This window comes from Klebsiella ornithinolytica, assembly GCF_030505655.1.
Taxonomy (GTDB): Bacteria; Pseudomonadota; Gammaproteobacteria; order Enterobacterales; family Enterobacteriaceae; genus Klebsiella; species Klebsiella ornithinolytica.
This window is the reverse complement of sequence record NZ_CP130153.1, coordinates 4,691,506-4,714,035: the sequence shown is the minus strand read 5'-3', so window position 1 is coordinate 4,714,035 and position 22,530 is coordinate 4,691,506. Positions and strand designations below refer to the sequence as shown.

Here is a 22,530-nt window from a genome sequence, read left to right as displayed (position 1 = left end):
GCGCTTATCCTCTTACCCAGGCTTTAATGGTGGCGAGCGGCTGTCCTGAGCCTTTGCCCGACGGTGAAATGCGATACTCGCCCACTGCGGCGGGAATAATAAAGGTCTCGGCATAGTGGACGACGAAAGGCGCGAAGGCGCCGCTCGGGCTGTCGACGATGGCCTCATCACCTTCGACCAGGTTGAGAACGTTCACTCCACCCTGAGTATGATGAGTGACCGGCGCGGTGAACCAGTGGCGGCGGGTTTCGATAAATTCACGCTCGTGCATCCCGGTTCGTTCTTCACGCCAGCCTTCGCCTTCGGCCACGGGTTCGACCTGGTTTACCAGGTTGTCGGCAACCCAGCGGGTGTCACGCTGCCAGTCGATAACCTGCTCCCCGTGCTCCAGATGGACGGGGCGCGGCAGACCATCTAAACCTAAACGCCCCCAGTCCCACAGCTTGAAAGTAAAAATGTACGGCGTGGCGCTGATTTCGAGGACCATCGTGCCGCTGCCCGAACAGTGAACCGTGCCGGCAGGGATCAGGAAGTGATCGTGCTTGCGTGCCGGGATCTGGTTAACAAAGCGGGCATCGTCGAAGGTTTTCTCCCCGCACGCGGCGGCCTTGAGATCGTCCAGCATCGCCTGCGGCTCGATTCCGGTTTTGGTTCCGAGATAGACCACCGCGTGCGGTTGCGCTTCGAGAATGTAATAGCTTTCATCCTGGGTATAGTGCATCCCAAACTGTTGCTGGATGTACTCGGTGACGGGATGAACCTGGAAGCTCAGGTTCTGGCCGCCGATAGTGTCGAGAAAATCAAAGCGGATGGGAAATTCAGCGCCAAACCGGGCGTGAACCTTCTCACCCAGCAGCGCGCGAGGGTGAAGTAAAACCAGGTTTTGTGAGGGGATCTCGATCCGCACCTGACCAAAGCGCAGTAACAGGCTGTTTTCCTCGGGCACGCAATCAAAACACCATGCGTAATTGGGCGCGGAGGGATCGAGATCGAATTGCTGTTTCATCCACTGACCGCCCCAGACGCCGGGATCGAAGAACGGGGCGACGCGGAACGGACGGGTGGTGGTTTGCCGGAGGCCGGCGCGTAGCGCTTCGCCGCTGACCAGCGTCGGCGCCTCTTTTTGCGTGGTATCAAGCAGATAGTCGGCGCGTTTGAGCAGCGGCGTTTTGTGGCGATCGAAGACGCGCCATTCGATAAAAAAGGCGCGCTTATAGCGACGGAGGATGTCCTCGTCCTGGTTGTCCGCCCCCCAGTTCCCGAGGCCGTCATGGCGCATGCGCTGCTGAATTTCCCAGCGCGGCATATCGGCATAGACCAGCACATCGCCCGGATGAACGAGCGCGGCGCCGGGACCATAAATAACGATGAGGCCTTCGGTCACGGCATCGACCTGCTGACGCAACTGTTGTAACTTGTCGGCGTTAAAAAACTCCTCCAGGTGATGACAGGAGAGGACCCCGAAAACACGGTCATCGGTCAGGTTACGCGCCAGCAAATCGTGGAGCGCCTGCTGATCGCGGCGGGCGGATTCGACGTTCAGCACCCGCGTCGCGTTCAGTGACGGCAGCAGACGCTGCTCCAGTTCGTCAAGCCGGACGCCGGGATAGCAGTCCACAACCAGTACGGTTCTGGAGGAGGCTGAAGCCCTGAGGTTAAGCGTCGCTTCGATGGATTCCCAGCCCTGCCAGGCCTGGTCGTCATAACCCTGAACCGTAACTTCAGGGAATTTATCATAGGTCGTTTGCATTATCTGTCTCCGTATTGGCTAAATGAAGATTAATCGATTAACCTTGTTTTGACAGTATGGTTAACGCGATTAACCCGCCATAATGAGCAAGTAAAGCGGCAAGATGGGCGTTATTGTGAGTCCTGTCACAAGGAAAAATGCAATTTTTAGGTTATTCGATTAACCTTCGCTAAACGAACGGGAGAGATCATGACAACAGTGACGCTGGCACAGGTGGCTGAACGGGCAGGGGTATCCACGGCCACCGTTTCGATGGTGTTGCGTAACCGCGGGCGGATTTCGCAGGCTACGCGCGAACGTGTGCTGAAGGCGCTGGATGAAACTGGCTATGTCTACAATCAGACCGCCGCCAATCTGCGTAATCGCAGCAGCAACCAGGTTGGGCTGCTGCTGCATGACATCACCAACCCGTTTTACGGTGAGATGACGGCAGGCTTAAGCCATGAAATGGAGCGGCATGATTTGCTGTTATTTCTGGCCAACAGCGAAGAGTCAGGCGAGCGGCAGCAAAAGTTTGTCGACTCGCTGATGCGCAATAGCGCCTGCGGCATGGTGCTGTGCGCGGCGCGGGAAACTCCGGCCTCATTTTTTGAGGCGCTGAAAAGACGCAATATTCCCGCCATTATGGTGGTGCGCCCGCTCAGCGATCCGGATTTTGATTTTGTCGGGACCGATAACTTTCTCGGCACGCAGATGGCCACGGCACACTTGCTGAAAATGGGGCACCGACAGATTGCCTTTATCGGCGGTAGCCTGAGTTCCGGTACCCGCGCACAGCGTATTGGCGGGTTCACCAGCACGCTCCTGGAGAGCGGGATCTCGCCGCGTCCGGAGTGGATCGTCACGGCTCAGGCCAGCCAGATCGACGGCGCGAAAGTGGCCGAAGCGCTGCTGACCCGCTATCCGCAAATCACGGCCGCAGTTTGTTACCAGGATATTGTTGCGCTGGGCGTGATGCAGGCGCTGCGTAAAACCGGGCGTGAGCCGGGCCGTGATTTTGCGCTGGTGGGATTTGACGATATTACCGAAGCCGCGCTGGTTCAACCGGCGTTGACGACCGTTTCGGTGGCGGCGAAGGAGATTGGCCGCAAAGCCGGCGAGCTGCTGTATAGCCGTATTCAGGGCAATGATGAACCGCCGAAGCGCATTATTTTGCCGCCGGCGCTGGTGGTTCGCGAATCCTGCGGTTTTCGGCACAGGATTAACGCTCCGGACGAGTGAGAAACGACGCCGGCGTATAGTTTTTACTGATATCGAACGCCGTTTGTCATAAATTTCTAATTATCGGTGTTTTACAGTAGCGGCTCATCGACGGGCTGGTTAATCTGGAAACAATTTACGTTAAGTTAACAAAAGAGAATAGCTATGCATGATGCACAAATCCGCGTGGCCATCGCAGGCGCGGGCGGCCGGATGGGACGCCAGTTAATTCAGGCAGTACAGCAGATGGACGGCGTGGCGCTGGGCGCTGCGTTGGAGCGCGAAGGTTCTTCCCTCCTTGGGAGCGATGCCGGTGAACTGGCCGGGGCCGGTAAAGCGGGTGTCGCGGTGCAAAGCAGTCTTGCGGCGGTCAAAGATGATTTTGATGTGCTAATCGATTTCACCCGTCCGGAAGGTACGTTAAACCACCTTGCTTTCTGCCGCGAACACGGCAAAGGGATGGTGATTGGTACCACCGGTTTTGATGAGGCCGGGAAACAGGCCATTCGCGATGCGGCGCAGGATATTGCCATCGTTTTCGCGGCCAACTTCAGCGTCGGCGTCAACGTGCTGTTAAAGCTGCTGGAGAAAGCGGCGAAGGTGATGGGCGACTACACCGATATCGAAATTATTGAAGCGCACCACCGCCACAAAGTGGACGCACCGTCGGGCACCGCACTGGCGATGGGCGAGGCGATTGCCGGCGCGCTGAACAAAGATCTGAAGGATTGCGCGGTCTACAGCCGTGAAGGGCATACCGGCGAACGCGTCCCTGGGACCATCGGCTTTGCCACCGTGCGCGCCGGGGATATCGTTGGCGAGCATACCGCTATGTTTGCCGATATTGGTGAGCGTATTGAAATCAGCCACAAGGCATCCAGCCGGATGACTTTTGCCAATGGTGCCGTTCGTTCCGCATTGTGGTTAAAAGATAAGAAATCAGGCCTTTTCGATATGCGTGACGTGCTTGATCTCAATGCTTTATAAGGTTTATTACCCATCGTGATGTGGTTATTGCATTCAATATGTAATTGATTGCAAAGGGCAATATTTTATTGCCCTTTTTATTTTTTGCTTCTTTATCAATAAAATATGATGAAGTGGCTATAATATTAACTTATCTCTTCGTTTTTTGTTGTGTTATTGTAAATTTTGACCATCTGGTCTACTTTTTTGCTCTTGCACGCTCTGTTTTGCAATCTTCCAGGTCCGCAAGCGTTTTCTCTGCATAGTTTGTTGATCTTTTTGCCTGCTAACGCAGTGCTGAGAGGTCAGTGACGTGAAAAGAGATAAAAAATATCGGCTTTAAGTTGACTTTTACCCGACATCTCTCCAGAATGCCGCCGTTTGCCAGAAATCCATAGGTAAGCAAATTTGCATTGATTCATGTCATACACATGCATTAATATGCAAATAAAGTGAGTGAATATTCTCTGGAGGGTGTTTTGATTAAGTCAGCGCTATTGGTTCTGGAAGACGGAACCCAGTTTCACGGTCGGGCCATCGGGGCAACGGGCACGGCGGTTGGGGAAGTCGTTTTCAATACTTCAATGACCGGTTATCAAGAAATCCTCACTGATCCTTCCTATTCCCGCCAAATTGTCACTCTTACTTATCCCCATATTGGTAATGTCGGCACCAACGCCGCCGATGAAGAATCTTCTCAGGTACATGCGCAGGGTCTGGTCATTCGCGACCTGCCGCTGATTGCCAGCAACTTCCGCAATACCGAAGACCTCTCTTCTTACCTCAAGCGCCATAACATCGTGGCGATTGCCGATATCGATACCCGTAAGCTGACGCGTTTGCTGCGTGAAAAAGGCGCACAGAACGGCTGCATCATCGTGGGTGATAACCTGGATGCGCAGCTGGCGCTGGAAAAAGCCAAAGCGTTCCCGGGCCTGAACGGCATGGACCTGGCGAAAGAAGTCACCACTTCAGAAACCTACAGCTGGACGCAAGGAAGCTGGACGCTGGCGGGCGACCTGCCGGAAGCGAAAGCGGAAAGCGAGCTGCCGTTCCACGTTGTAGCCTACGATTTTGGCGCCAAACGCAACATCCTGCGCATGCTGGTTGACCGCGGCTGCCGCCTGACGGTTGTGCCGGCGAAAACCTCTGCCGAAGAGGTGCTGAAGATGAATCCGGACGGTATCTTCCTGTCCAACGGCCCTGGCGACCCGGCGCCGTGCGATTACGCCATTGCCGCGATTGAGAAATTCCTCGAGACCGATATTCCGGTATTCGGCATCTGCCTCGGCCATCAGCTGCTGGCGCTGGCGAGCGGTGCGAAGACCGTTAAGATGAAGTTCGGCCACCACGGCGGCAACCACCCGGTTAAAGATATCGATAATAATGTGGTGATGATTACCGCCCAGAACCACGGTTTTGCGGTAGACGAAGCCTCCATGCCGTCTAACCTGCGCGTGACCCACAAGTCGCTGTTCGACGGAACGCTGCAGGGCATCCACCGCACTGACAAACCAGCGTTTAGCTTCCAGGGCCACCCGGAAGCGAGCCCAGGCCCGCACGATGCCGCGCCGTTGTTCGACCATTTTATTGCATTAATTGAGCAGTACCGCCAGTCCGCGAAATAATCAGGAGAAAAGAGCCATGCCAAAACGTACAGACATAAAAAGCATCCTGATTCTTGGCGCTGGCCCGATCGTTATCGGCCAGGCTTGCGAATTTGACTACTCTGGCGCCCAGGCCTGTAAGGCCCTGCGTGAAGAAGGTTACCGTGTCATTCTGGTGAACTCCAACCCGGCCACCATCATGACCGACCCGGAAATGGCCGATGCGACCTATATTGAGCCGATCCACTGGGAAGTGGTGCGCAAAATTATCGAAAAAGAGCGTCCGGATGCGGTACTGCCGACTATGGGCGGCCAGACGGCGCTGAACTGCGCGCTGGAGCTGGAACGTCAGGGCGTGCTGGCCGAATTCGGCGTCACCATGATCGGCGCCACCGCCGACGCGATTGATAAAGCGGAAGACCGCCGTCGCTTCGATGTGGCAATGAAGAAAATCGGTCTGGATACCGCACGTTCCGGTATTGCGCACACCATGGAAGAAGCGCTGGCGGTGGCCGCTGACGTGGGCTACCCGTGTATCATCCGTCCCTCCTTCACTATGGGCGGCACCGGCGGCGGTATCGCTTACAACCGTGAAGAGTTCGAAGAAATTTGTGCCCGCGGGCTGGATCTCTCTCCGACCAACGAACTGCTGATTGATGAATCGCTGATCGGCTGGAAAGAGTACGAGATGGAAGTGGTGCGCGATAAGAACGACAACTGCATCATCGTCTGCTCCATCGAAAACTTCGACGCCATGGGCATCCATACCGGTGACTCCATCACCGTCGCCCCGGCGCAAACCCTGACCGATAAAGAATACCAGGTGATGCGTAATGCATCGATGGCGGTGCTGCGCGAAATTGGCGTCGAAACCGGCGGCTCTAACGTGCAGTTCTCCGTTAACCCGAAAGACGGCCGCCTGATTGTTATCGAAATGAACCCGCGCGTATCACGCTCCTCCGCGCTGGCATCCAAAGCGACCGGTTTCCCGATTGCCAAAGTGGCGGCCAAACTGGCGGTCGGCTACACCCTGGATGAGCTGATGAACGACATCACCGGCGGCCGTACGCCGGCCTCGTTCGAACCGTCCATCGACTATGTCGTGACCAAGATTCCCCGCTTCAACTTTGAAAAATTCGTTGGCGCTAATGACCGCCTGACCACCCAGATGAAATCCGTGGGTGAAGTGATGGCGATTGGCCGCACCCAGCAGGAATCCCTGCAGAAAGCGCTGCGCGGCCTGGAAGTAGGGGCCACCGGTTTCGATCCGAAAGTCAGCCTCGACGACCCGGAAGCGCTGACCAAAATTCGCCGTGAGCTGAAAGATGCCGGCGCCGAGCGTATCTGGTACATCGCCGATGCGTTCCGCGCGGGGCTGTCCGTGGACGGCGTCTTCAACCTGACCAACATCGACCGCTGGTTCCTGGTACAAATTGAAGAGCTGGTACGTCTGGAAGAGAAAGTGGCTGACCTTGGCATCACCGGTCTGACGCCTGACTTCCTGCGTCAGCTGAAGCGTAAAGGCTTTGCCGATGCCCGTCTGGCAAAACTGGCCGGCGTTCGTGAAGGTGAAATCCGTAAGCTGCGTGACCAGTACGACCTGCACCCGGTCTACAAGCGCGTGGATACCTGCGCGGCGGAATTCGCTACCGATACCGCCTACATGTACTCCACCTATGAAGACGAGTGTGAAGCGAACCCGTCCGTTGACCGCGATAAAATCATGGTCCTTGGCGGCGGCCCGAACCGTATCGGTCAGGGTATCGAATTTGACTACTGCTGCGTACATGCTTCACTGGCGCTGCGTGAAGATGGTTACGAGACCATTATGGTTAACTGTAACCCGGAAACCGTGTCTACCGACTACGACACCTCCGACCGTCTGTACTTTGAGCCGGTGACGCTGGAAGACGTGCTGGAAATCGTGCGTATCGAGAAGCCGAAGGGCGTTATCGTCCAGTACGGCGGCCAGACGCCGCTGAAACTGGCGCGTGCGCTGGAAGCGGCCGGCGTACCGGTTATCGGAACCAGCCCGGATGCGATTGACCGTGCCGAAGACCGTGAACGTTTCCAGCAGGCGGTTGACCGTCTGAAGCTGAAACAGCCGGCGAACGCCACCGTGACCACCATTGAGATGGCCGTTGAGAAGGCGAAAGAGATTGGCTACCCGCTGGTGGTGCGTCCGTCCTACGTCCTGGGCGGTCGGGCGATGGAAATCGTCTACGACGAAGCCGACCTGAAGCGCTACTTCCAGACCGCGGTCAGCGTCTCGAACGACGCGCCGGTTCTGCTGGACCGCTTCCTTGACGATGCGGTCGAAGTCGACGTTGACGCTATCTGCGACGGCGAAATGGTGCTGATTGGCGGCATCATGGAGCACATCGAACAGGCGGGCGTGCACTCGGGCGACTCCGCATGTTCTCTGCCGGCCTACACCCTGAGCAAGGAAATTCAGGATGTGATGCGTGAGCAGGTACAGAAGCTGGCCTTTGAACTGCAGGTCCGTGGCCTGATGAACGTCCAGTTCGCGGTGAAAAACAATGAAGTGTACCTGATTGAAGTGAACCCGCGTGCGGCGCGTACCGTACCGTTCGTCTCTAAAGCCACCGGTATCCCGCTGGCCAAAGTGGCGGCGCGAGTGATGGCTGGCCAGACCCTGGCCCAGCAGGGCGTCACCAAAGAAATTATCCCGCCGTACTACTCGGTGAAAGAAGTGGTGCTGCCGTTCAACAAATTCCCGGGCGTTGACCCGCTGTTAGGGCCAGAAATGCGCTCTACCGGGGAAGTGATGGGCGTGGGCCGTACTTTCGCCGAAGCGTTCGCTAAAGCGCAGCTGGGCAGCAGCTCAACGATGAAAAAACAGGGCCGCGCGCTGCTCTCCGTTCGCGAAGGCGACAAAGAGCGTGTTGTAGACCTGGCGGCGAAACTGCTGAAGTTTGGTTTCGAACTGGATGCGACTCACGGTACCGCGATTGTGCTGGGTGAGGCGGGGATCAACCCACGTCTGGTGAATAAGGTGCATGAAGGTCGTCCGCACATTCAGGACCGTATTAAGAATGGCGAATACACCTACATCATCAACACCACCGAAGGTCGTCAGGCGATTGAAGACTCCAAGCTGATTCGCCGCAGCGCCCTGCAGTACAAAGTGCATTACGACACCACCCTGAACGGCGGTTTCGCGACGGCGATGGCGCTCAACGCCAACGCCATCGAGAAAGTGACCTCGGTTCAGGAAATGCACGCGCAAATTAAAAAGTAAGCTGCCTCGATAATATCGGGTCGCGGAACAACAAGGGTTGACGAGAAATCGTCGGCCCTTTTTTTATCCGCGCCATCTTCGGAGAGTTCTGCTTTTCACGGTCCGTCCGGTGAGGCTAACTATAGTTAGCATCATAACGATATCAATTGACGGAAAGACAGGAGGATACAATGCGGAACAAAATTCTGATGGCATCCGCGCTGGCGGCGACGGCAATGTTGTTTGTGGCGGGCTGTTCATCGAACCAGTCGCTGAAAACGACCGACGGTAAAACGATCGTGACTGATGGCAAGCCGCAGGTGGATGATGATACTGGTATGGTGTCGTACAAAAATGCGGAAACCGGCCGGACTGAACAGATCAATCGCGATCAGGTGAAGTCGATGGATGAACTGGATAACTAAGGGTTATCCGGGGCCCCGCGAAGGATCTCGTGGGGCTGATTACGGCGGGACCGCTACAGCAGAGCGTTATCTATCTTAACGATAATTTTGCGCAGCGGCGCGCCGGCATCCATCGCGCCCATCGGGCGGTGCAGTTCGCCCGGGAATAAAATGGCCAGCTCTTCCGGGTGCAGATGAATCAGCGTTTCGCTGCTGATTGCCTCACAAAAGCCAATATCATGGGCCTCTTTGAACGGTCCGTCCGGCGCGATCGGCAGACCTTTGTTGCCGGCGCCGATTATCTCAACGCCCGCCAGTACAATATGAATATCAATATACTGACGATGAAATTCCGGGCGCTGCTCCGACAGCGGACGCGTCTGACCCTCAACGACGGTAAAGAACAGGTTATCGCCATCGACGGTATATTTGCCCGGAGGCAGGGTGTGGGGATCCTGCTGCGCAACGGCCTGGAGCGCTTTTTTAATGACCGCCGGATAGAACGCATTTTTGGCGGCGGCGCTTAAGGTATCGATAATCATGCCGGAACTCCCTGTGCTGGTTGAGGGGTAAGTAATGTGAGCGATTGCGCCACGATGGTGGCGACGTCGGGGGCGATATCAACGGCGACGATATCACCCTCGCTGGCATCCGGTGTTTCCAGGGCGGCAAACTGGCTGCGCAGCAGCGCTTCCGGCATAAAGTGGCCCTGACGTCGCTGCATGCGCTGGAGAATGCACTCATACTCCCCGGTCAGCCACAGAAAACGCAGATTACCGCTGCCTTCACGCAGGCGATCGCGATAGCGTTTTTTCAACGCCGAGCAGACCAGTACGCCAGATTCATTCTTTTGCTCGAGGCTGAAAATCACGTCGGCGATGCGCTCCAGCCAGGGCTGGCGATCGTCATCATCAAGCGGCTGGCTGGCGGCCATTTTGATGATGTTCTGCCGTGGATGAAGGTCGTCGCCGTCAATAAACTTTGCGCCAAGCGCCTGGGCCAGCGCCTGACCAACGGTGGTTTTGCCGGTGCCTGAAACGCCCATCAAAATAATGCATTGCCCTGCCATAATGCGCTCCTTAATCAGACGGCAACCAGCATGCCGCCGTCGACAAACAACAGATGACCATTGACGAAATCGGATGCTCTGGAGGAGAGGAACACCGCCGCACCGACCAGCTCTTGCGGATCGCCCCAGCGGTTGGCTGGCGTGCGTTTGCACAACCAGTCGGTAAAGGCGCGATCGTCCACCAACGCCTGGGTCATGGCGGTTTTAAAGTAGCCCGGTGCGATACCGTTGACCTGAATGTTATAGCGCGCCAGCTCGACGCACATGCCGCGGGTCAGCATTTTGACCGCCCCTTTGGCGGCGGCATAAGGCGTAATGGTGTCGCGTCCCAGCTCGCTCTGCATGGAACAGATATTGACGATTTTTCCGCGCTGGCGGCTCACCATGCGTTTAGCCACGGCCTGCGAGACCAGAAATACCGCGGTTTGGTTCACGGAAATAACATCGTTCCATTCCTGTACCGGAAACTCGGTAAACGGATGGCGACGCTGAATACCCGCATTATTGAATAACACATCAATCGCGCCGATTTCTTCTTCGATTTTAGCAATCGCATTTTCGACAGCATCGGCATCGGTCACATTAAATACGGCCGAATGAGCAATCGCGCCTTCATCACGTAATTTCATCACCGCATCATCTGCCCGGGACGCTGAAATATCGTTGATAATGATTTCGGCGCCATATTGTGCAAGGCCCTGCGCCATGACAAAACCAATGCCTTGTCCTGCGCCAGTAATTAAAATACGTTTGCCTTGTAAGCTGAAAAGATCTTTCATCTTGATATCCTGATTAACGGCTGAATATAAATGACGGTGTGCGCTTTTATTCCTGATCCACAAAAAGGTGAAGCGGAAGAACCTGTGCTCTATATCACGGATTTTTGCCGCTTAAATCTGTGACAGAGATCACTCAAAACAGTGTTACGAAAAGGGGTTACGTTAAACGTGAAGCCGCGTGGAAATTACCGCTGCTCAAGGGGTTAACGCTGGAAGGGTTCGATTCTCTTTTTCTTCAGCGGCAGGCATAATGGCCTGATGCAGTGGATGTATTTGACGGGTCGATAGATGAAAGCACAACGCATTACGCTCAATGATATTGCAGCGCTGGCTGGCGTAACCAAAATGACCGTCAGCCGCTATTTACGTACGCCGGATAAAGTGAAACCGGAGACGGCGGAGCGTATCGCCAGCGTGATTGCAGAAATTGGTTACGAGCCAGATCCCGATAATCCGGCGATGACCAGCGTCGCCGTCCCACGCATCGGCGTGCTGATTCCCTCTTTTCATAATCAAATCTTCGCCGACCTGCTGGCCGGCATCGAGTCAGTGACCGCGGCCCACGGCTACCAGACGCTGGTGGTCAATTACGATTACGACCGTCAGCGTGAAGAGGAGCAGATTGCCGCCGTACTGGCCTTTCATGTCAAAGGACTGCTGCTGACTGAGTCGCTCCATACGCTGCGGGCGGACAAATACCTCAATGCGGCAAAGATTCCGATCGCGGAGGTAATGGGGCTGGCGGAGAACCCGGGGCGAATCAATGTCGGTTTTGACAACTTCAAAGCCGGTTTTGACATGACCACGATGCTGCTGGCGAGCGGCAAGCGGCGCATTATCTATTTTGGGTCAATGTCCGATGTCCGCGATGAACAGCGCTACGCCGGCTACTGTCAGGCGATGGAGAATGCCGGACTGCCGACGGGGCGCATTGCCCCCAATAAGGTGTCGTCGGTGTCGATTGGCACCGGCATGATGAATCTGGCGCGGCAGATGTACGCCGCGATGGACGGGATCCTCTGTACTAATGATGACCTGGCGGTAGGCGTGTTACAGGAGTGCCTTGCATCGGGTATCGCAGTGCCGCAGGAGCTGGCGATCGCCGGTTTTCATGGCCTGGAGATTGGCCAGATCGTCACCCCGCGGCTGGCAAGCGTCCTGACCCCACGCTATGAAATGGGTAAGGTAGCTACTGAGATTTTAATTAAGAAAATCAAAGGGCTGCCAACCATAGAGAAAGTCGATCTGCACTACCGCCTGTCGATGGGCGAAACCATTTAATCCTGCCTGAACGGCGGCGCAGTCGTGTTAGCAGAACGTTAACGCCTCGTCGCTTGTCCCCGCTTAAAACCGGGTTTTTGTCTTAGCGATCACGGACGCGGTAACAGTAATTTTTAACACGATTCAGCGTGATGTAGATCGCAAAACGTTCGGCTAAAAAACCGTTTGATAGTGGCTACCGTCGTAATGAACCGTCAAACAGGTGATCTGATGAAGAGTACTATTACCCGCGCCATCCTCTTAGTGGCCCCCGTTATTGATGCTTTGCAGGAACAGCTGGCGGCCGACTTCCCGCTGCTGCGTCTGTACGAGCAGGAGGATCCCATCGCCTTCCTGCGTGAGCAGGGAGAGAATATTGCAGCCGTTGTCACCCGAGGGGATATCGGGGTACAGAACAGCGTCCTTGAACTGCTGCCGCACGTGGGTCTGATTGCCATTTTCGGCGTTGGCACCGATGCGGTGGATTTAGAGTACGTTCGCTCCCGGCAGATTCAGGTCTCCATCACTTCCGGCGTGCTGACCAACGACGTGGCGGACCTGGCGATGGGACTGCTGCTGGCCGGTTCCCGCAATCTGTGTCAGGGCGATCGTTTTGTACGTGAAGGCCGCTGGGAGAAGGGAGGCATGCCGCTGGCTACTCAGGTGAGCGGGAAACGTATCGGCCTGCTGGGGATGGGGAATATTGGTCAGGCGATTGCCCGCCGCGCCCGCGGTTTTGATATGCAGGTGCTTTATCACGACCGTAAACCGGTCCCGGGGCTGGATTACCAGTGGTGCGCCGATCTGCATACGCTGGCCCATGAGAGTGATTTTCTGGTGCTTGCCGCCTCCGGCGGTGAGGCAAATCGCGGGCTGATCGATTTTTCGGTCTTCAACGTCATGCCGAAACATGCGTGGCTGATTAATATCGCCCGCGGTTCGCTGGTGGATGAAAAGGCGTTGATTCAGGCGTTACAAAACGGTGTTATCGCCGGTGCTGCCCTCGATGTTTTTGAAGATGAGCCTCATGTCCCGGCAGAATTGATCGCGCTCGATAATGTGGTGTTGCAGCCGCACGTGGCCAGCGCCACCCATGAAACCCGACAGAAAATGAGCGAAGTGGTTTTGGCAAACGTCACGGCTTATTTCTCCGGTAACGTATTGCCGAACGCCATTAATTAATTCTCATCTCTTATTTCTGTGCCCGGCTCTAATTTAATGACAACAATAACCTCTGCATAGAGAGTACGAAATATGAATGATAAAATTCCCAGCACCCGCTGGCTGCGTATTATCACGCCGGTGTTGATTGCCTGTATTATTTCGTTTATGGATCGGGTAAATATTAGTTTTGCTTTGCCCGGTGGCATGGAAGCTGATTTAGGTATTACCAGTCAAATGGCCGGTGTGGCCAGCGGAATATTTTTTATTGGTTATTTATTTCTGCAAATACCCGGCGGGCGTATTGCGGTAAACGGCAGCGGTAAACGCTTTATTGCGTGGTCGCTGATGGCCTGGGCGGTGGTGTCGATTGCCACCGGTTTTGTGACCCATGAATATCAACTGCTGGTTCTACGCTTTATTCTCGGCGTATCCGAGGGCGGGATGCTACCGGTAGTGCTGACGATGGTCAGCAACTGGTTCCCGGAAAAAGAGCTGGGACGCGCCAATGCCTTCGTCATGATGTTTGCTCCGCTGGGCGGCATGCTGACCGCGCCGGTCTCCGGGGCGATTATTGCCGCGCTTGACTGGCGCTGGCTGTTTATTATCGAAGGCCTGCTATCCGTGGTAGTGCTGGCGGTGTGGTGGTTTATGATCAGCGACCGCCCGGAAGAGGCGCGCTGGCTGCCGGAGGCAGAGCGTCACTATCTGGTTACCACGCTGGCCGCAGAGCGGGCGGCAAAGCTGGCGGAAGATGCGGTCAGCAACGCGCCGGTCAAAGATGTTTTCCGCAATAGCGGGCTGATGAAGCTGGTGATCCTCAACTTCTTTTATCAGACCGGCGATTACGGTTATACCCTGTGGCTGCCGACTATTCTGAAGGGGCTGACCGGCGGCAGTATGGCCAGCGTCGGGTTTCTGGCGGTGCTGCCGTTTGTGGCCACGCTGGCGGGTATTTATGTGATTTCGCTATTCAGCGATCGCAGCGGCAAACGTCGTCTGTGGGTACGCTTCTCGCTCTACAGCTTCGCTGCGGCGCTGGTGGCCTCGGTGGTACTGCGTGAGCACGTGGTGGCGGCCTATATTGCGCTGGTGATTTGCGGTTTCTTCCTTAAATCGGCTACCAGCCCGTTCTGGTCGATGCCGGGGCGTATCGCTTCCGCGGAAGTTGCCGGTAGCGCACGGGGGGTGATTAACGGCCTGGGCAATCTCGGCGGCTTCTGCGGTCCTTATCTGGTTGGGGTGATGATCTATCTGTATGGCCAGAACGTGGCGGTCTGCGCGTTGGCAGGATCGCTCCTCATTGCCGGGACCATGACCTTCCTGCTGCCGAAACGCTGCGATCTTGAGATCGGCGAGCCCGCTGTCGCCGTCAGCAAGCAGCCGCGAAATGCCTGAAGGGTGTTGAGATAAAAACAGGTTGTGATTGTAAGCACTTCGATTAACTGACTACACTCTTGCTGATTACAACGAGAGTTAACGCAGGCTAATCAATGATTCTGATAATTTATGCCCATCCCTATCCGCATCACTCGCATGCGAATAAGCGGATGCTTGAGCAGGCAAGGACGCTGGATGGCGTAGAAATACGCTCCCTCTATCAACTTTACCCCGATTTTAATATCGACGTCGCCGCCGAACAGGCGGCGCTGGCACGCGCCGAGCTGATTATCTGGCAGCATCCGATGCAGTGGTACAGTGTGCCGCCGCTAATGAAACTGTGGATGGATAAAGTGTTATCGCACGGCTGGGCTTACGGACATAACGGCATCGCCCTGCGCGGTAAATCGCTGATGTGGGCGGTGACCACCGGCGGCGGCGAGAGCCACTTTGATATCGGTGCATTTCCCGGGTTTGATGTGCTTTCCCAACCGCTCCAGGCGACCGGTCTCTACTGTGGAATGAAGTGGCTGCCGCCTTTCGCCATGCACTGCACATTTATCTGCGACGATGAAACCCTTCAGGCGCAGGCACGCCGCTACCGACAACGCCTTATCGAATGGCAGGAGACGCATCATGGATAGCCATACGCTGATACAGGCGCTGATTTATCTGGGATCCGCCGCGCTGATTGTGCCGATCGCCGTGCGCCTTGGGTTGGGGTCGGTACTCGGCTATCTGATTGCCGGCTGTATTATCGGGCCGTGGGGGCTGAGGCTGGTGACCGACGCCGAGGCGATTTTGCACTTTGCTGAAATCGGCGTGGTGCTGATGCTGTTTGTGATTGGTCTGGAACTCGACCCGCAGCGTCTGTGGAAGCTACGCGCGTCGGTGTTTGGCGGCGGCGCCTTGCAGATGGTGGTGTGCGGCGTACTGATTGGCCTGTTTTGCATGTTGCTGGGGATGCGCTGGCAGGTGGCGGAGCTGATCGGCATGACGCTGGCGCTGTCGTCGACGGCGATCGCGATGCAGGCGATGAACGAACGTAATCTGACGGTCTCACAGATGGGGCGGAGCGCATTTGCCGTCCTGCTGTTTCAGGATATTGCGGCGATCCCGCTGGTGGCGATGATCCCGCTGCTGGCCGCCAGCGGTGGCTCTACGACGCTGGCGGCATTTGCCCTGTCCGCGCTCAAGGTGGCTGGCGCGCTGGTCCTGGTGGTGGCGCTGGGGCGCTATGTGACCCGTCCGGTATTACGCTTCGTGGCCCGTTCCGGTCTGCGCGAAGTGTTCAGCGCCGTAGCCCTGTTCCTGGTCTTCGGCTTTGGCCTGCTGCTGGAGGAGGTCGGACTGTCGATGGCGATGGGGGCCTTCCTCGCCGGCGTGTTGCTGGCGAGCTCGGAATATCGCCACGCGCTGGAAAGCGACATCGAGCCGTTTAAGGGGCTGCTGCTGGGGCTGTTCTTCATTGGCGTCGGGATGTCGATTGATTTCGGTACCCTGATGAGCCATCCGCTGCGCATTCTGGTTTTGCTGGTTGGTTTCCTGATCATTAAAGGCGCGATGCTGTGGCTGATTGCGAAGCCGCTCGGGGTGCCGCGCGCCCAGCGCCGCTGGTTTGCGGTTCTGCTGGGGCAGGGGAGTGAGTTTGCCTTTGTGGTATTCGGCGCGGCGCAGATGGCCGACGTACTGGATAGCGACTGGGCGAAAGCGTTGACGCTGGCGGTGGCGCTGTCAATGGCGGCAACGCCGATCCTGCTGGTACTGTTGACCCGCCTGGAGAAATCATCCCGCGGCGAGGAACGCGAAGCGGATGAGATTGATGAAGAGCAGCCGCGGGTGATTATTGCCGGCTTCGGCCGCTACGGGCAGATCGCCGGTCGTGTATTGCTCTCCGGCGGGGTGAAGATGGTGATCCTCGATCACGATCCTGACCACGTTGATACGCTGCGTAAATTTGATATGAAAGTGTTTTATGGCGATGCCACGCGCGTCGATATGCTGGAGTCAGCGGGGGCGGCAAAAGCCGAGGTGCTGATCAATGCGATTGACGATCCGCAGGTCAGCCTGCAGCTGGTTGAGCTGGCAAAAGAGCATTTCCCGCATCTGCAGATTATCTCCCGCGCCCGCGATGTGGATCACTATATCCAGCTGCGTCAGGCTGGCGTGGAGGCCCCGGAGCGTGAAACCTTCGAGGCGGCGCTGAAATCCGGGCGAACGGCGCTGGAGGCCCTGGGCCTGGGCGCTTATGAAGCGCGCGAGCGCGCCGACCTGTTCCGTCGCTTCAACCAGAAAATGGTCGAGGAGATGGTGGCGATGGCGGAAAACGACGCGGCTTCCCGCGTGGCGGTCTTTAAACGCACCAGCGACATGCTGACCACCATAATTAACGAGGATCGTAACCATCTGTCGTTGGTTCAGCGGCATGGCTGGCAGGGAACGGAAGAGGGTCGACACACCGGAGATATTGCCGATGAACCGGAGAGTAAACCTTCTGCCTGAGTCGTGCGGCGGCCGTTACGTTTTGTTTACAGTTAACATTTTGTTTTCAGTTTAGTTCCTCAGCAGGCGGCTCACGTAGCTTACGTGGGCCCGCCTGCAAATCCGAAAATTTTCTTATTCTTTACTCTCCGCGCAGTCGACGAAGTATTACGCTTTACGTATAGTGGCGGCAATTTTTTGCATTCGGGAAATTTTCAATGATCAGTCTGATTGCGGCGTTAGCGGTAGATCGCGTCATTGGTATGGAAAACGCCATGCCATGGGACCTGCCTGCCGATCTCGCCTGGTTTAAACGCAATACCTTAAACAAGCCGGTGGTGATGGGGCGTCTGACCTGGGAGTCTATTGGTCGCCCGCTGCCGGGGCGTAAGAATATCGTTATCAGCAGCCAGCCGGGCACCGACGATCGCGTGCAGTGGGTGAAGTCGGTTGATGAAGCGATCGCCGCCTGCGGCGACGTTGAAGAGATAATGGTGATCGGCGGCGGTCGTGTCTATGAGCAGTTCCTGCCGAAGGCCCGGAAGCTTTATCTGACGCACATTGACGCCGAAGTGGAAGGGGATACCCATTTCCCGGACTACGATCCGGATCAGTGGGAGTCGGTCTTCAGCGAATTTCACGATGCCGATGCGCAGAACTCGCATAGCTACTGCTTCGAGATTCTCGAACGTCGCTGAGGGTATGCCGGGCAGCGCGTAGCGTTGGCCGAGGCAAGATGATGATATCCCGGATACCGCTTACCGCTATCCGGGATTTTTTTCAGGAGGCTACCGCCTCGCCTTCGTCCGGCTCTTTCTGCCGGTTTGAGGGCTGAGTAAAGTACTGCTTGTCTTCCCAGCGCAGGCAGGTGAGATCCCCGCCCCAGCAGCAGCCGGTATCGAGGGCGTATATCCCCTCCGGCGTACCGCGACCTTCCAGCGAAGCCCAGTGACCAAACGCAATGCTGTACTCGTTGCTCACCGGACCGGGAATGGCAAACCACGGTTTTAACGGCGCAGGGGCGTTTTCCGGCGCTTCTTTGGCATACATATCCAGCTGCCCGTTCGGGAAACAGTAGCGCATACGGGTAAAGGCATTGGAGATAAAGCGCAGGCGGGCGAGACCGCTCAGCTCAGGGCTCCAGTTATTCGGCATATCGCCATACATCGCGTCGAGGAAGAACGGATAGGAGTCGCTGGCGAGCACGGCTTCAACATCGCGCGCGCACTGTTTTGCCGTTTCCAGATCCCACTGCGGCGTAATGCCCGCATGGGCCATCACCAGCTTTTTCTCTTCATCAATCTGCATCAGCGGCTGACGGCGCAGCCAGTTGAGCAGCTCGTCGGCATCCGGGGCTTCGAGCAGCGATTTCAGGCGATCTTTGGGTTTGTTGCGGCTGATGCCGGCGAAGACGGCCAGCAGGTGCAGATCGTGATTGCCGAGAACAAGGCGCACATTATCGCCAAGGGATTTAACGTAGCGTAAAACCTCCAGCGAACCCGGGCCGCGTGCGACTAAATCGCCCGTGAGCCACAGCGTATCGCTCCCTGGGGTAAACGCCACCTGCTTTAATAACGCGAGCAGTTCATCGTAGCAACCGTGAACGTCGCCAATAAGGTATGTAGACATTGTTTTAGTGAATGAGCGTTGGTACTGCGAGACGGAAAACAGGGATATCGATCGAGAACGGCGCGCCGTTCACGTCGATCATTTCATAATGTCCCTGCATGGTGCCCAGCGGCGTTTCAATGACGGCTCCGCTGGTATACTGGAATTCACCGCCTGCGGGAATATGCGGCTGTTCGCCGACAACCCCTTCACCCTGCACTTCAGTCTCACGACCGTGGCCGTTGGTGATAAGCCAGTAGCGGCCAAGAAGCTGAACCTGAGTCCGCCCCAGATTGCGAATCGTGACGGTATAAGCGAAAACGTAGCGCTCTTCTTCCGGGGAAGACTGCGATTCGATATAGACGCTTTGCACCTGCACGCAAACTCGAGGCGAATTAATCATGGTTAGCTCTCCTTGGTGGGCGAGTTGTCAGATAGCCAGTTAGCCAGCTGACAGTATTGCGCCACGGAAATATTCTCTGCACGTTTTGCCGGGTCGATGCCCAGCTCGGTCAGTACCTCAACGCTGAACAGGTTGCCGAGGCTGTTACGAATCGTTTTACGACGCTGGTTGAAGGCCTCGGTAGTGATTCGGCTCAGCACGCGAACCTCTTTCACCGGATGCGGCAGCGTGCGGTAAGGCACCAGGCGCACAACGGCGGAATCCACTTTAGGCGGCGGCGTAAAGGCACCCGGCGGCACTTCGAGTACCGGGATAATCTGGCAGTAATACTGCGCCATAACGCTCAGTCGACCATACGCCTTGCTGTTCGGTCCGGCAACCAGACGATTGACGACCTCTTTTTGCAGCATAAAGTGCATGTCGGCGATGGCATCAGTATAGCTGAACAGATGGAACATCAGCGGCGTTGAGATGTTGTACGGCAGGTTGCCGAACACGCGCAGCGGCTGGCCCATGGTCTGCGACAGTTCGCCGAAGTTCATGGTCATGGCATCTTGCTGATAAATGGTCAGCTTCGGCCCGAGGAACGGATGCGTCTGCAGACGAGCGGCCAGATCGCGATCCAGCTCGATAACGGTAAGTGCGTCCAGGCGTTCACCGACCGGTTCGGTCAGCGCCGCCAGGCCCGGACCGATCTCGACAATTGCCTGCCCTTTCTGGGGGTTAATGGCCGAGACAATGCTGTCGATCACGAACTGATCGTTGAGGAAGTTTTGCCCGAAGCGTTTACGGGCTAAGTGGCCCTGATGGACTCGATTATTCATTGCGTATTAACAATCATTTTGATGGCGAGATTAAGCGCCGTGATAAAACTGCCGACATCCGCTTTTCCCTGGCCCGCCAGTTCAAGCGCGGTACCGTGGTCAACAGAGGTGCGAATAAAAGGTAAACCGAGCGTAATGTTCACGCCACGGCCAAAGCCCTGGTATTTTAGCACGGGAAGGCCCTGATCGTGGTACATCGCGAGTACCGCATCGGCATTGTCGAGATATTTGGGCTGGAAAAGGGTATCTGCCGGCAGCGGGCCGCTCAGATTCATCCCCCGGGCGCGCATCTCTTCCAGCACGGGAATAATCGTATCAATCTCTTCCGTCCCCATATGCCCACCTTCGCCGGCGTGCGGGTTCAGACCGCAGACCAGCACGTGCGGCCGGGCGATGCCAAATTTATGGCGCAGATCGTGGTCCAGAATCGTTATCACTTCACGGAGCAAATCCGGCGTAATCGCGTCGCTGATCGCTTTCAGCGGCAGGTGCGTGGTTGCCAGGGCGACGCGCAGTTCTTCCGTCGCCAGCATCATGACCACTTTGCTGGCGTGGGCGCGCTCTTCAAAGAACTCGGTATGGCCGGTAAAGGCGATACCCGCGTCGTTGATATTGCCCTTATGGACCGGCCCGGTAATCAATGCCGCAAATTCGCCGCTCAGACAGCCGTCACAGGCGCGAGCCAACGTCTCAACCACATAGCTCCCGTTGCGCACGTTCAGCACGCCGGGTTCGACGGGGGCGTTCAGCGCGACCGGGAGGAGCGTCAGAGTGCCAGCGCGCTGGGCCGCTGCGGGAAGAGAAGGATCGTAGGGCAGGAGAGATAAAGGAAGACCGAGCTGTTGAGCTCGGTCAGATAACAGGGCGCCGTCGGCGCAAATCACCAGCTCTACCGGCCAGTCGCGCTGCGCAAGCTGTACAACAAGGTCGGGGCCGATTCCGGCAGGTTCACCGGGAGTGATAACAACTCGATTCATACACTTCATCCTTCAGGACGTCTTTCTGTTGGCAACGCCGTCGGGTCCGCTCACATCGTGAGTTATCCGGGCTCGACGGCTTGCCGCCTCAATACACCCCGAGTGCTGTTGTGTATGAGGCCGTGATATTAGTTGCTCAGAATTTTGACGTAAGCGCTGGCGCGTTGTTCCTGCATCCAGGTTGCCGCTTCTTCAGAGAACTTACGGTTCATCAGCATCCGGTACGCGCGGTCTTTCTGCGCGGCGTCGGTTCTGTCTACCTGACGGCTGTCCATCAGTTCAATCAGGTGCCAGCCGAAGGAGGAGTGCACCGGTGCGCTGGTCTGGCCTTTGTTCAGACGCATCAGCGCATCGCGGAACGCCGGATCGAAGATATCAGGCGTTGCCCAGCCTAAATCGCCGCCCTGGTTTGCGGAACCCGGATCTTCGGAGAACTCTTTTGCTGCTTTGGCGAAAGTGGTTTTTCCGCTCTTAATATCCGCGGCGATCTGCTCCAGCTTAGCCCGCGCCTGATCGTCATTCATGATCGGCGACGGCTTCAGCAGAATGTGACGCGCGTGAACTTCGGTGACGGAGATGTTCTTGCTGCCGCCGCGCATATCGTTCACTTTCAGGATATGGAAGCCGACGCCAGAGCGAATCGGGCCGACAATATCACCTTTCTTCGCGGTGCTCAGCGCCTGGGCGAAGATCCCCGGCAGTTCCTGAATACGACCCCAGCCCATCTGGCCGCCTTTCAGCGCCTGCTGGTCGGCAGAGTAGGTGATAGCCAGTTTGCCGAAGTCAGCGCCGCTGCGCGCCTGCTCAACGATCGCGTTAGCCTGTTCCTGCGCTTTCGCTACGTCGTCAGAGGTCGGGTTTTCTGTCAGCGGAATCAGGATGTGGCTGAGGTTCAGCTCGGTGCTGGCATCGTTCTGATCGCCAATCTGTTTCGCCAGCGATTCGACTTCCTGCGGCAGCACGGTGATGCGACGACGGACTTCGTTGTTACGCACTTCCGCAATCAGCATCTCTTTACGAATCTGATTACGGTAGGTGTTGTAGTTAAGACCGTCATAGGCCAGACGGCTGCGCATCTGATCCATGGTCATGTTGTTCTGTTTCGCGATGTTGGCAATCGCCTGATCGACCTGATCGTCAGTGATTTTCATGCCCATCTTCTGGCCCATCTGCAGAACGATCTGGTCCATGATCAGTCTTTCGAGGATCTGATGACGTAAGGTCGCGTCATCCGGCAGCTGTTGACCGGCCTGGCCAGCATTGAGCTTAACCGATTGCAATAAGCCATCGACGTCGCTTTCAAGAACAACGCCATTATTGACGACAGCCGCTACTTTATCGACAACCTGTGGGGCAGCGAAACTGGTATTCGCGATCATGGCGATACCGAGAAGCAGCGTTTTCCAGTTCTTCATACTTT

General features: G+C 56.4%; 20 protein-coding genes. 11 read left to right on the top strand and 9 right to left on the bottom strand.

Features of this window, described 5'->3' with window-relative positions:
• Window positions 1–4: 4 nt before the first annotated feature.
• Entirely contained in the window at window positions 5–1,750 is a 1,746-nt protein-coding gene (locus Q1L34_RS22340) for a class I mannose-6-phosphate isomerase (protein WP_069476250.1), read from the bottom strand.
• A 189-nt stretch (window positions 1,751–1,939) separates the two neighbouring features.
• On the opposite strand from Q1L34_RS22340, the gene Q1L34_RS22335 reads away from it, so the two are divergent.
• From Q1L34_RS22335 to Q1L34_RS22315, 5 genes are all read left to right on the top strand, one after another.
• Window positions 1,940–2,971, top strand: coding sequence for a LacI family DNA-binding transcriptional regulator (locus Q1L34_RS22335; RefSeq protein WP_004857750.1), 1,032 nt, complete (start codon window positions 1,940–1,942; stop codon window positions 2,969–2,971).
• A 144-nt stretch (window positions 2,972–3,115) separates the two neighbouring features.
• The gene (dapB, locus tag Q1L34_RS22330) at window positions 3,116–3,937 is read left to right on the top strand and encodes a 4-hydroxy-tetrahydrodipicolinate reductase (RefSeq protein ID WP_004857752.1); all 822 of its coding nucleotides are present in this window, start codon (window positions 3,116–3,118) and stop codon (window positions 3,935–3,937) included.
• A gap of 458 nt (window positions 3,938–4,395) precedes the next feature.
• On the top strand, window positions 4,396–5,544 hold the full coding sequence (carA, locus tag Q1L34_RS22325; protein WP_004857753.1) for a glutamine-hydrolyzing carbamoyl-phosphate synthase small subunit: 1,149 nt from the start codon (window positions 4,396–4,398) through the stop codon (window positions 5,542–5,544).
• Between the two features lie 16 nt (window positions 5,545–5,560).
• Entirely contained in the window at window positions 5,561–8,785 is a 3,225-nt protein-coding gene (gene carB, locus Q1L34_RS22320; RefSeq protein WP_004857755.1) for a carbamoyl-phosphate synthase large subunit, read from the top strand.
• A 170-nt stretch (window positions 8,786–8,955) separates the two neighbouring features.
• Window positions 8,956–9,189 carry a YgdI/YgdR family lipoprotein gene (locus Q1L34_RS22315; protein ID WP_004857757.1) on the top strand — a complete coding sequence of 78 codons (234 nt, stop codon included), beginning with the start codon at window positions 8,956–8,958 and terminating at the stop codon, window positions 9,187–9,189.
• Between the two features lie 53 nt (window positions 9,190–9,242).
• Here Q1L34_RS22315 and Q1L34_RS22310 read toward each other — a convergent pair whose 3' ends face one another.
• The 3 genes from Q1L34_RS22310 to idnO are packed head-to-tail and all read right to left on the bottom strand — an operon-like array spanning window position 9,243 to window position 11,016.
• The gene (locus Q1L34_RS22310; RefSeq protein ID WP_004857760.1) at window positions 9,243–9,710 is read right to left on the bottom strand and encodes a NanQ anomerase/TabA/YiaL family protein; all 468 of its coding nucleotides are present in this window, start codon (window positions 9,708–9,710) and stop codon (window positions 9,243–9,245) included.
• Window positions 9,707–10,237 (bottom strand): gluconokinase, encoded by a 531-nt coding sequence (locus Q1L34_RS22305; RefSeq protein WP_044349188.1) that lies wholly within the window; start codon window positions 10,235–10,237, stop codon window positions 9,707–9,709. Before Q1L34_RS22305 ends, Q1L34_RS22310 begins: the two co-directional genes overlap by 4 nt.
• A gap of 14 nt (window positions 10,238–10,251) precedes the next feature.
• On the bottom strand, window positions 10,252–11,016 hold the full coding sequence (gene idnO, locus Q1L34_RS22300; RefSeq protein ID WP_004857765.1) for a gluconate 5-dehydrogenase: 765 nt from the start codon (window positions 11,014–11,016) through the stop codon (window positions 10,252–10,254).
• A 288-nt stretch (window positions 11,017–11,304) separates the two neighbouring features.
• Here idnO and Q1L34_RS22295 point away from each other — a divergent pair, with 288 nt between their 5' ends.
• The 6 genes from Q1L34_RS22295 (at window position 11,305) to folA (ending at window position 17,996) form a co-directional block, all read left to right on the top strand.
• Entirely contained in the window at window positions 11,305–12,297 is a 993-nt protein-coding gene (locus Q1L34_RS22295) for a LacI family DNA-binding transcriptional regulator (protein WP_015585175.1), read from the top strand.
• 210 nt (window positions 12,298–12,507) lie between these two features.
• Window positions 12,508–13,458 carry a 2-hydroxyacid dehydrogenase gene (locus Q1L34_RS22290; RefSeq protein ID WP_004857769.1) on the top strand — a complete coding sequence of 317 codons (951 nt, stop codon included), beginning with the start codon at window positions 12,508–12,510 and terminating at the stop codon, window positions 13,456–13,458.
• Window positions 13,459–13,530: 72 nt separating this feature from the next.
• The gene (locus tag Q1L34_RS22285; protein WP_004857771.1) at window positions 13,531–14,835 is read left to right on the top strand and encodes an MFS transporter; all 1,305 of its coding nucleotides are present in this window, start codon (window positions 13,531–13,533) and stop codon (window positions 14,833–14,835) included.
• 95 nt (window positions 14,836–14,930) lie between these two features.
• Complete coding sequence (gene kefF, locus Q1L34_RS22280; protein ID WP_004857773.1) at window positions 14,931–15,461, top strand: glutathione-regulated potassium-efflux system oxidoreductase KefF; 531 nt, start codon at window positions 14,931–14,933, stop codon at window positions 15,459–15,461.
• Entirely contained in the window at window positions 15,454–17,319 is a 1,866-nt protein-coding gene (kefC, locus tag Q1L34_RS22275) for a glutathione-regulated potassium-efflux system protein KefC (RefSeq protein ID WP_004857776.1), read from the top strand. Before kefF ends, kefC begins: the two co-directional genes overlap by 8 nt.
• A gap of 197 nt (window positions 17,320–17,516) precedes the next feature.
• The gene (gene folA, locus Q1L34_RS22270) at window positions 17,517–17,996 is read left to right on the top strand and encodes a type 3 dihydrofolate reductase (RefSeq protein WP_004857778.1); all 480 of its coding nucleotides are present in this window, start codon (window positions 17,517–17,519) and stop codon (window positions 17,994–17,996) included.
• Window positions 17,997–18,078: 82 nt separating this feature from the next.
• Here folA and apaH read toward each other — a convergent pair whose 3' ends face one another.
• The 5 genes from apaH to surA all read right to left on the bottom strand — a co-directional run bounded on the left by apaH (window position 18,079) and on the right by surA (window position 22,525).
• On the bottom strand, window positions 18,079–18,927 hold the full coding sequence (apaH, locus tag Q1L34_RS22265) for a bis(5'-nucleosyl)-tetraphosphatase (symmetrical) ApaH (RefSeq protein WP_004857780.1): 849 nt from the start codon (window positions 18,925–18,927) through the stop codon (window positions 18,079–18,081).
• 4 nt (window positions 18,928–18,931) lie between these two features.
• Window positions 18,932–19,309: a Co2+/Mg2+ efflux protein ApaG gene (apaG, locus tag Q1L34_RS22260; protein ID WP_004857782.1), complete on the bottom strand. Its 378-nt coding sequence runs from the start codon at window positions 19,307–19,309 to the stop codon at window positions 18,932–18,934.
• Window positions 19,310–19,311: 2 nt separating this feature from the next.
• Window positions 19,312–20,133 (bottom strand): 16S rRNA (adenine(1518)-N(6)/adenine(1519)-N(6))-dimethyltransferase RsmA, encoded by an 822-nt coding sequence (gene rsmA / locus Q1L34_RS22255; RefSeq protein WP_004857784.1) that lies wholly within the window; start codon window positions 20,131–20,133, stop codon window positions 19,312–19,314.
• Entirely contained in the window at window positions 20,130–21,119 is a 990-nt protein-coding gene (gene pdxA, locus Q1L34_RS22250) for a 4-hydroxythreonine-4-phosphate dehydrogenase PdxA (RefSeq protein ID WP_015585173.1), read from the bottom strand. Before pdxA ends, rsmA begins: the two co-directional genes overlap by 4 nt.
• 119 nt (window positions 21,120–21,238) lie before the next feature.
• A complete protein-coding gene (gene surA, locus Q1L34_RS22245) occupies window positions 21,239–22,525 on the bottom strand; it encodes a peptidylprolyl isomerase SurA (RefSeq protein ID WP_004857788.1) in 1,287 nt (428 codons plus the stop codon).
• Window positions 22,526–22,530 lie beyond the last annotated feature (5 nt).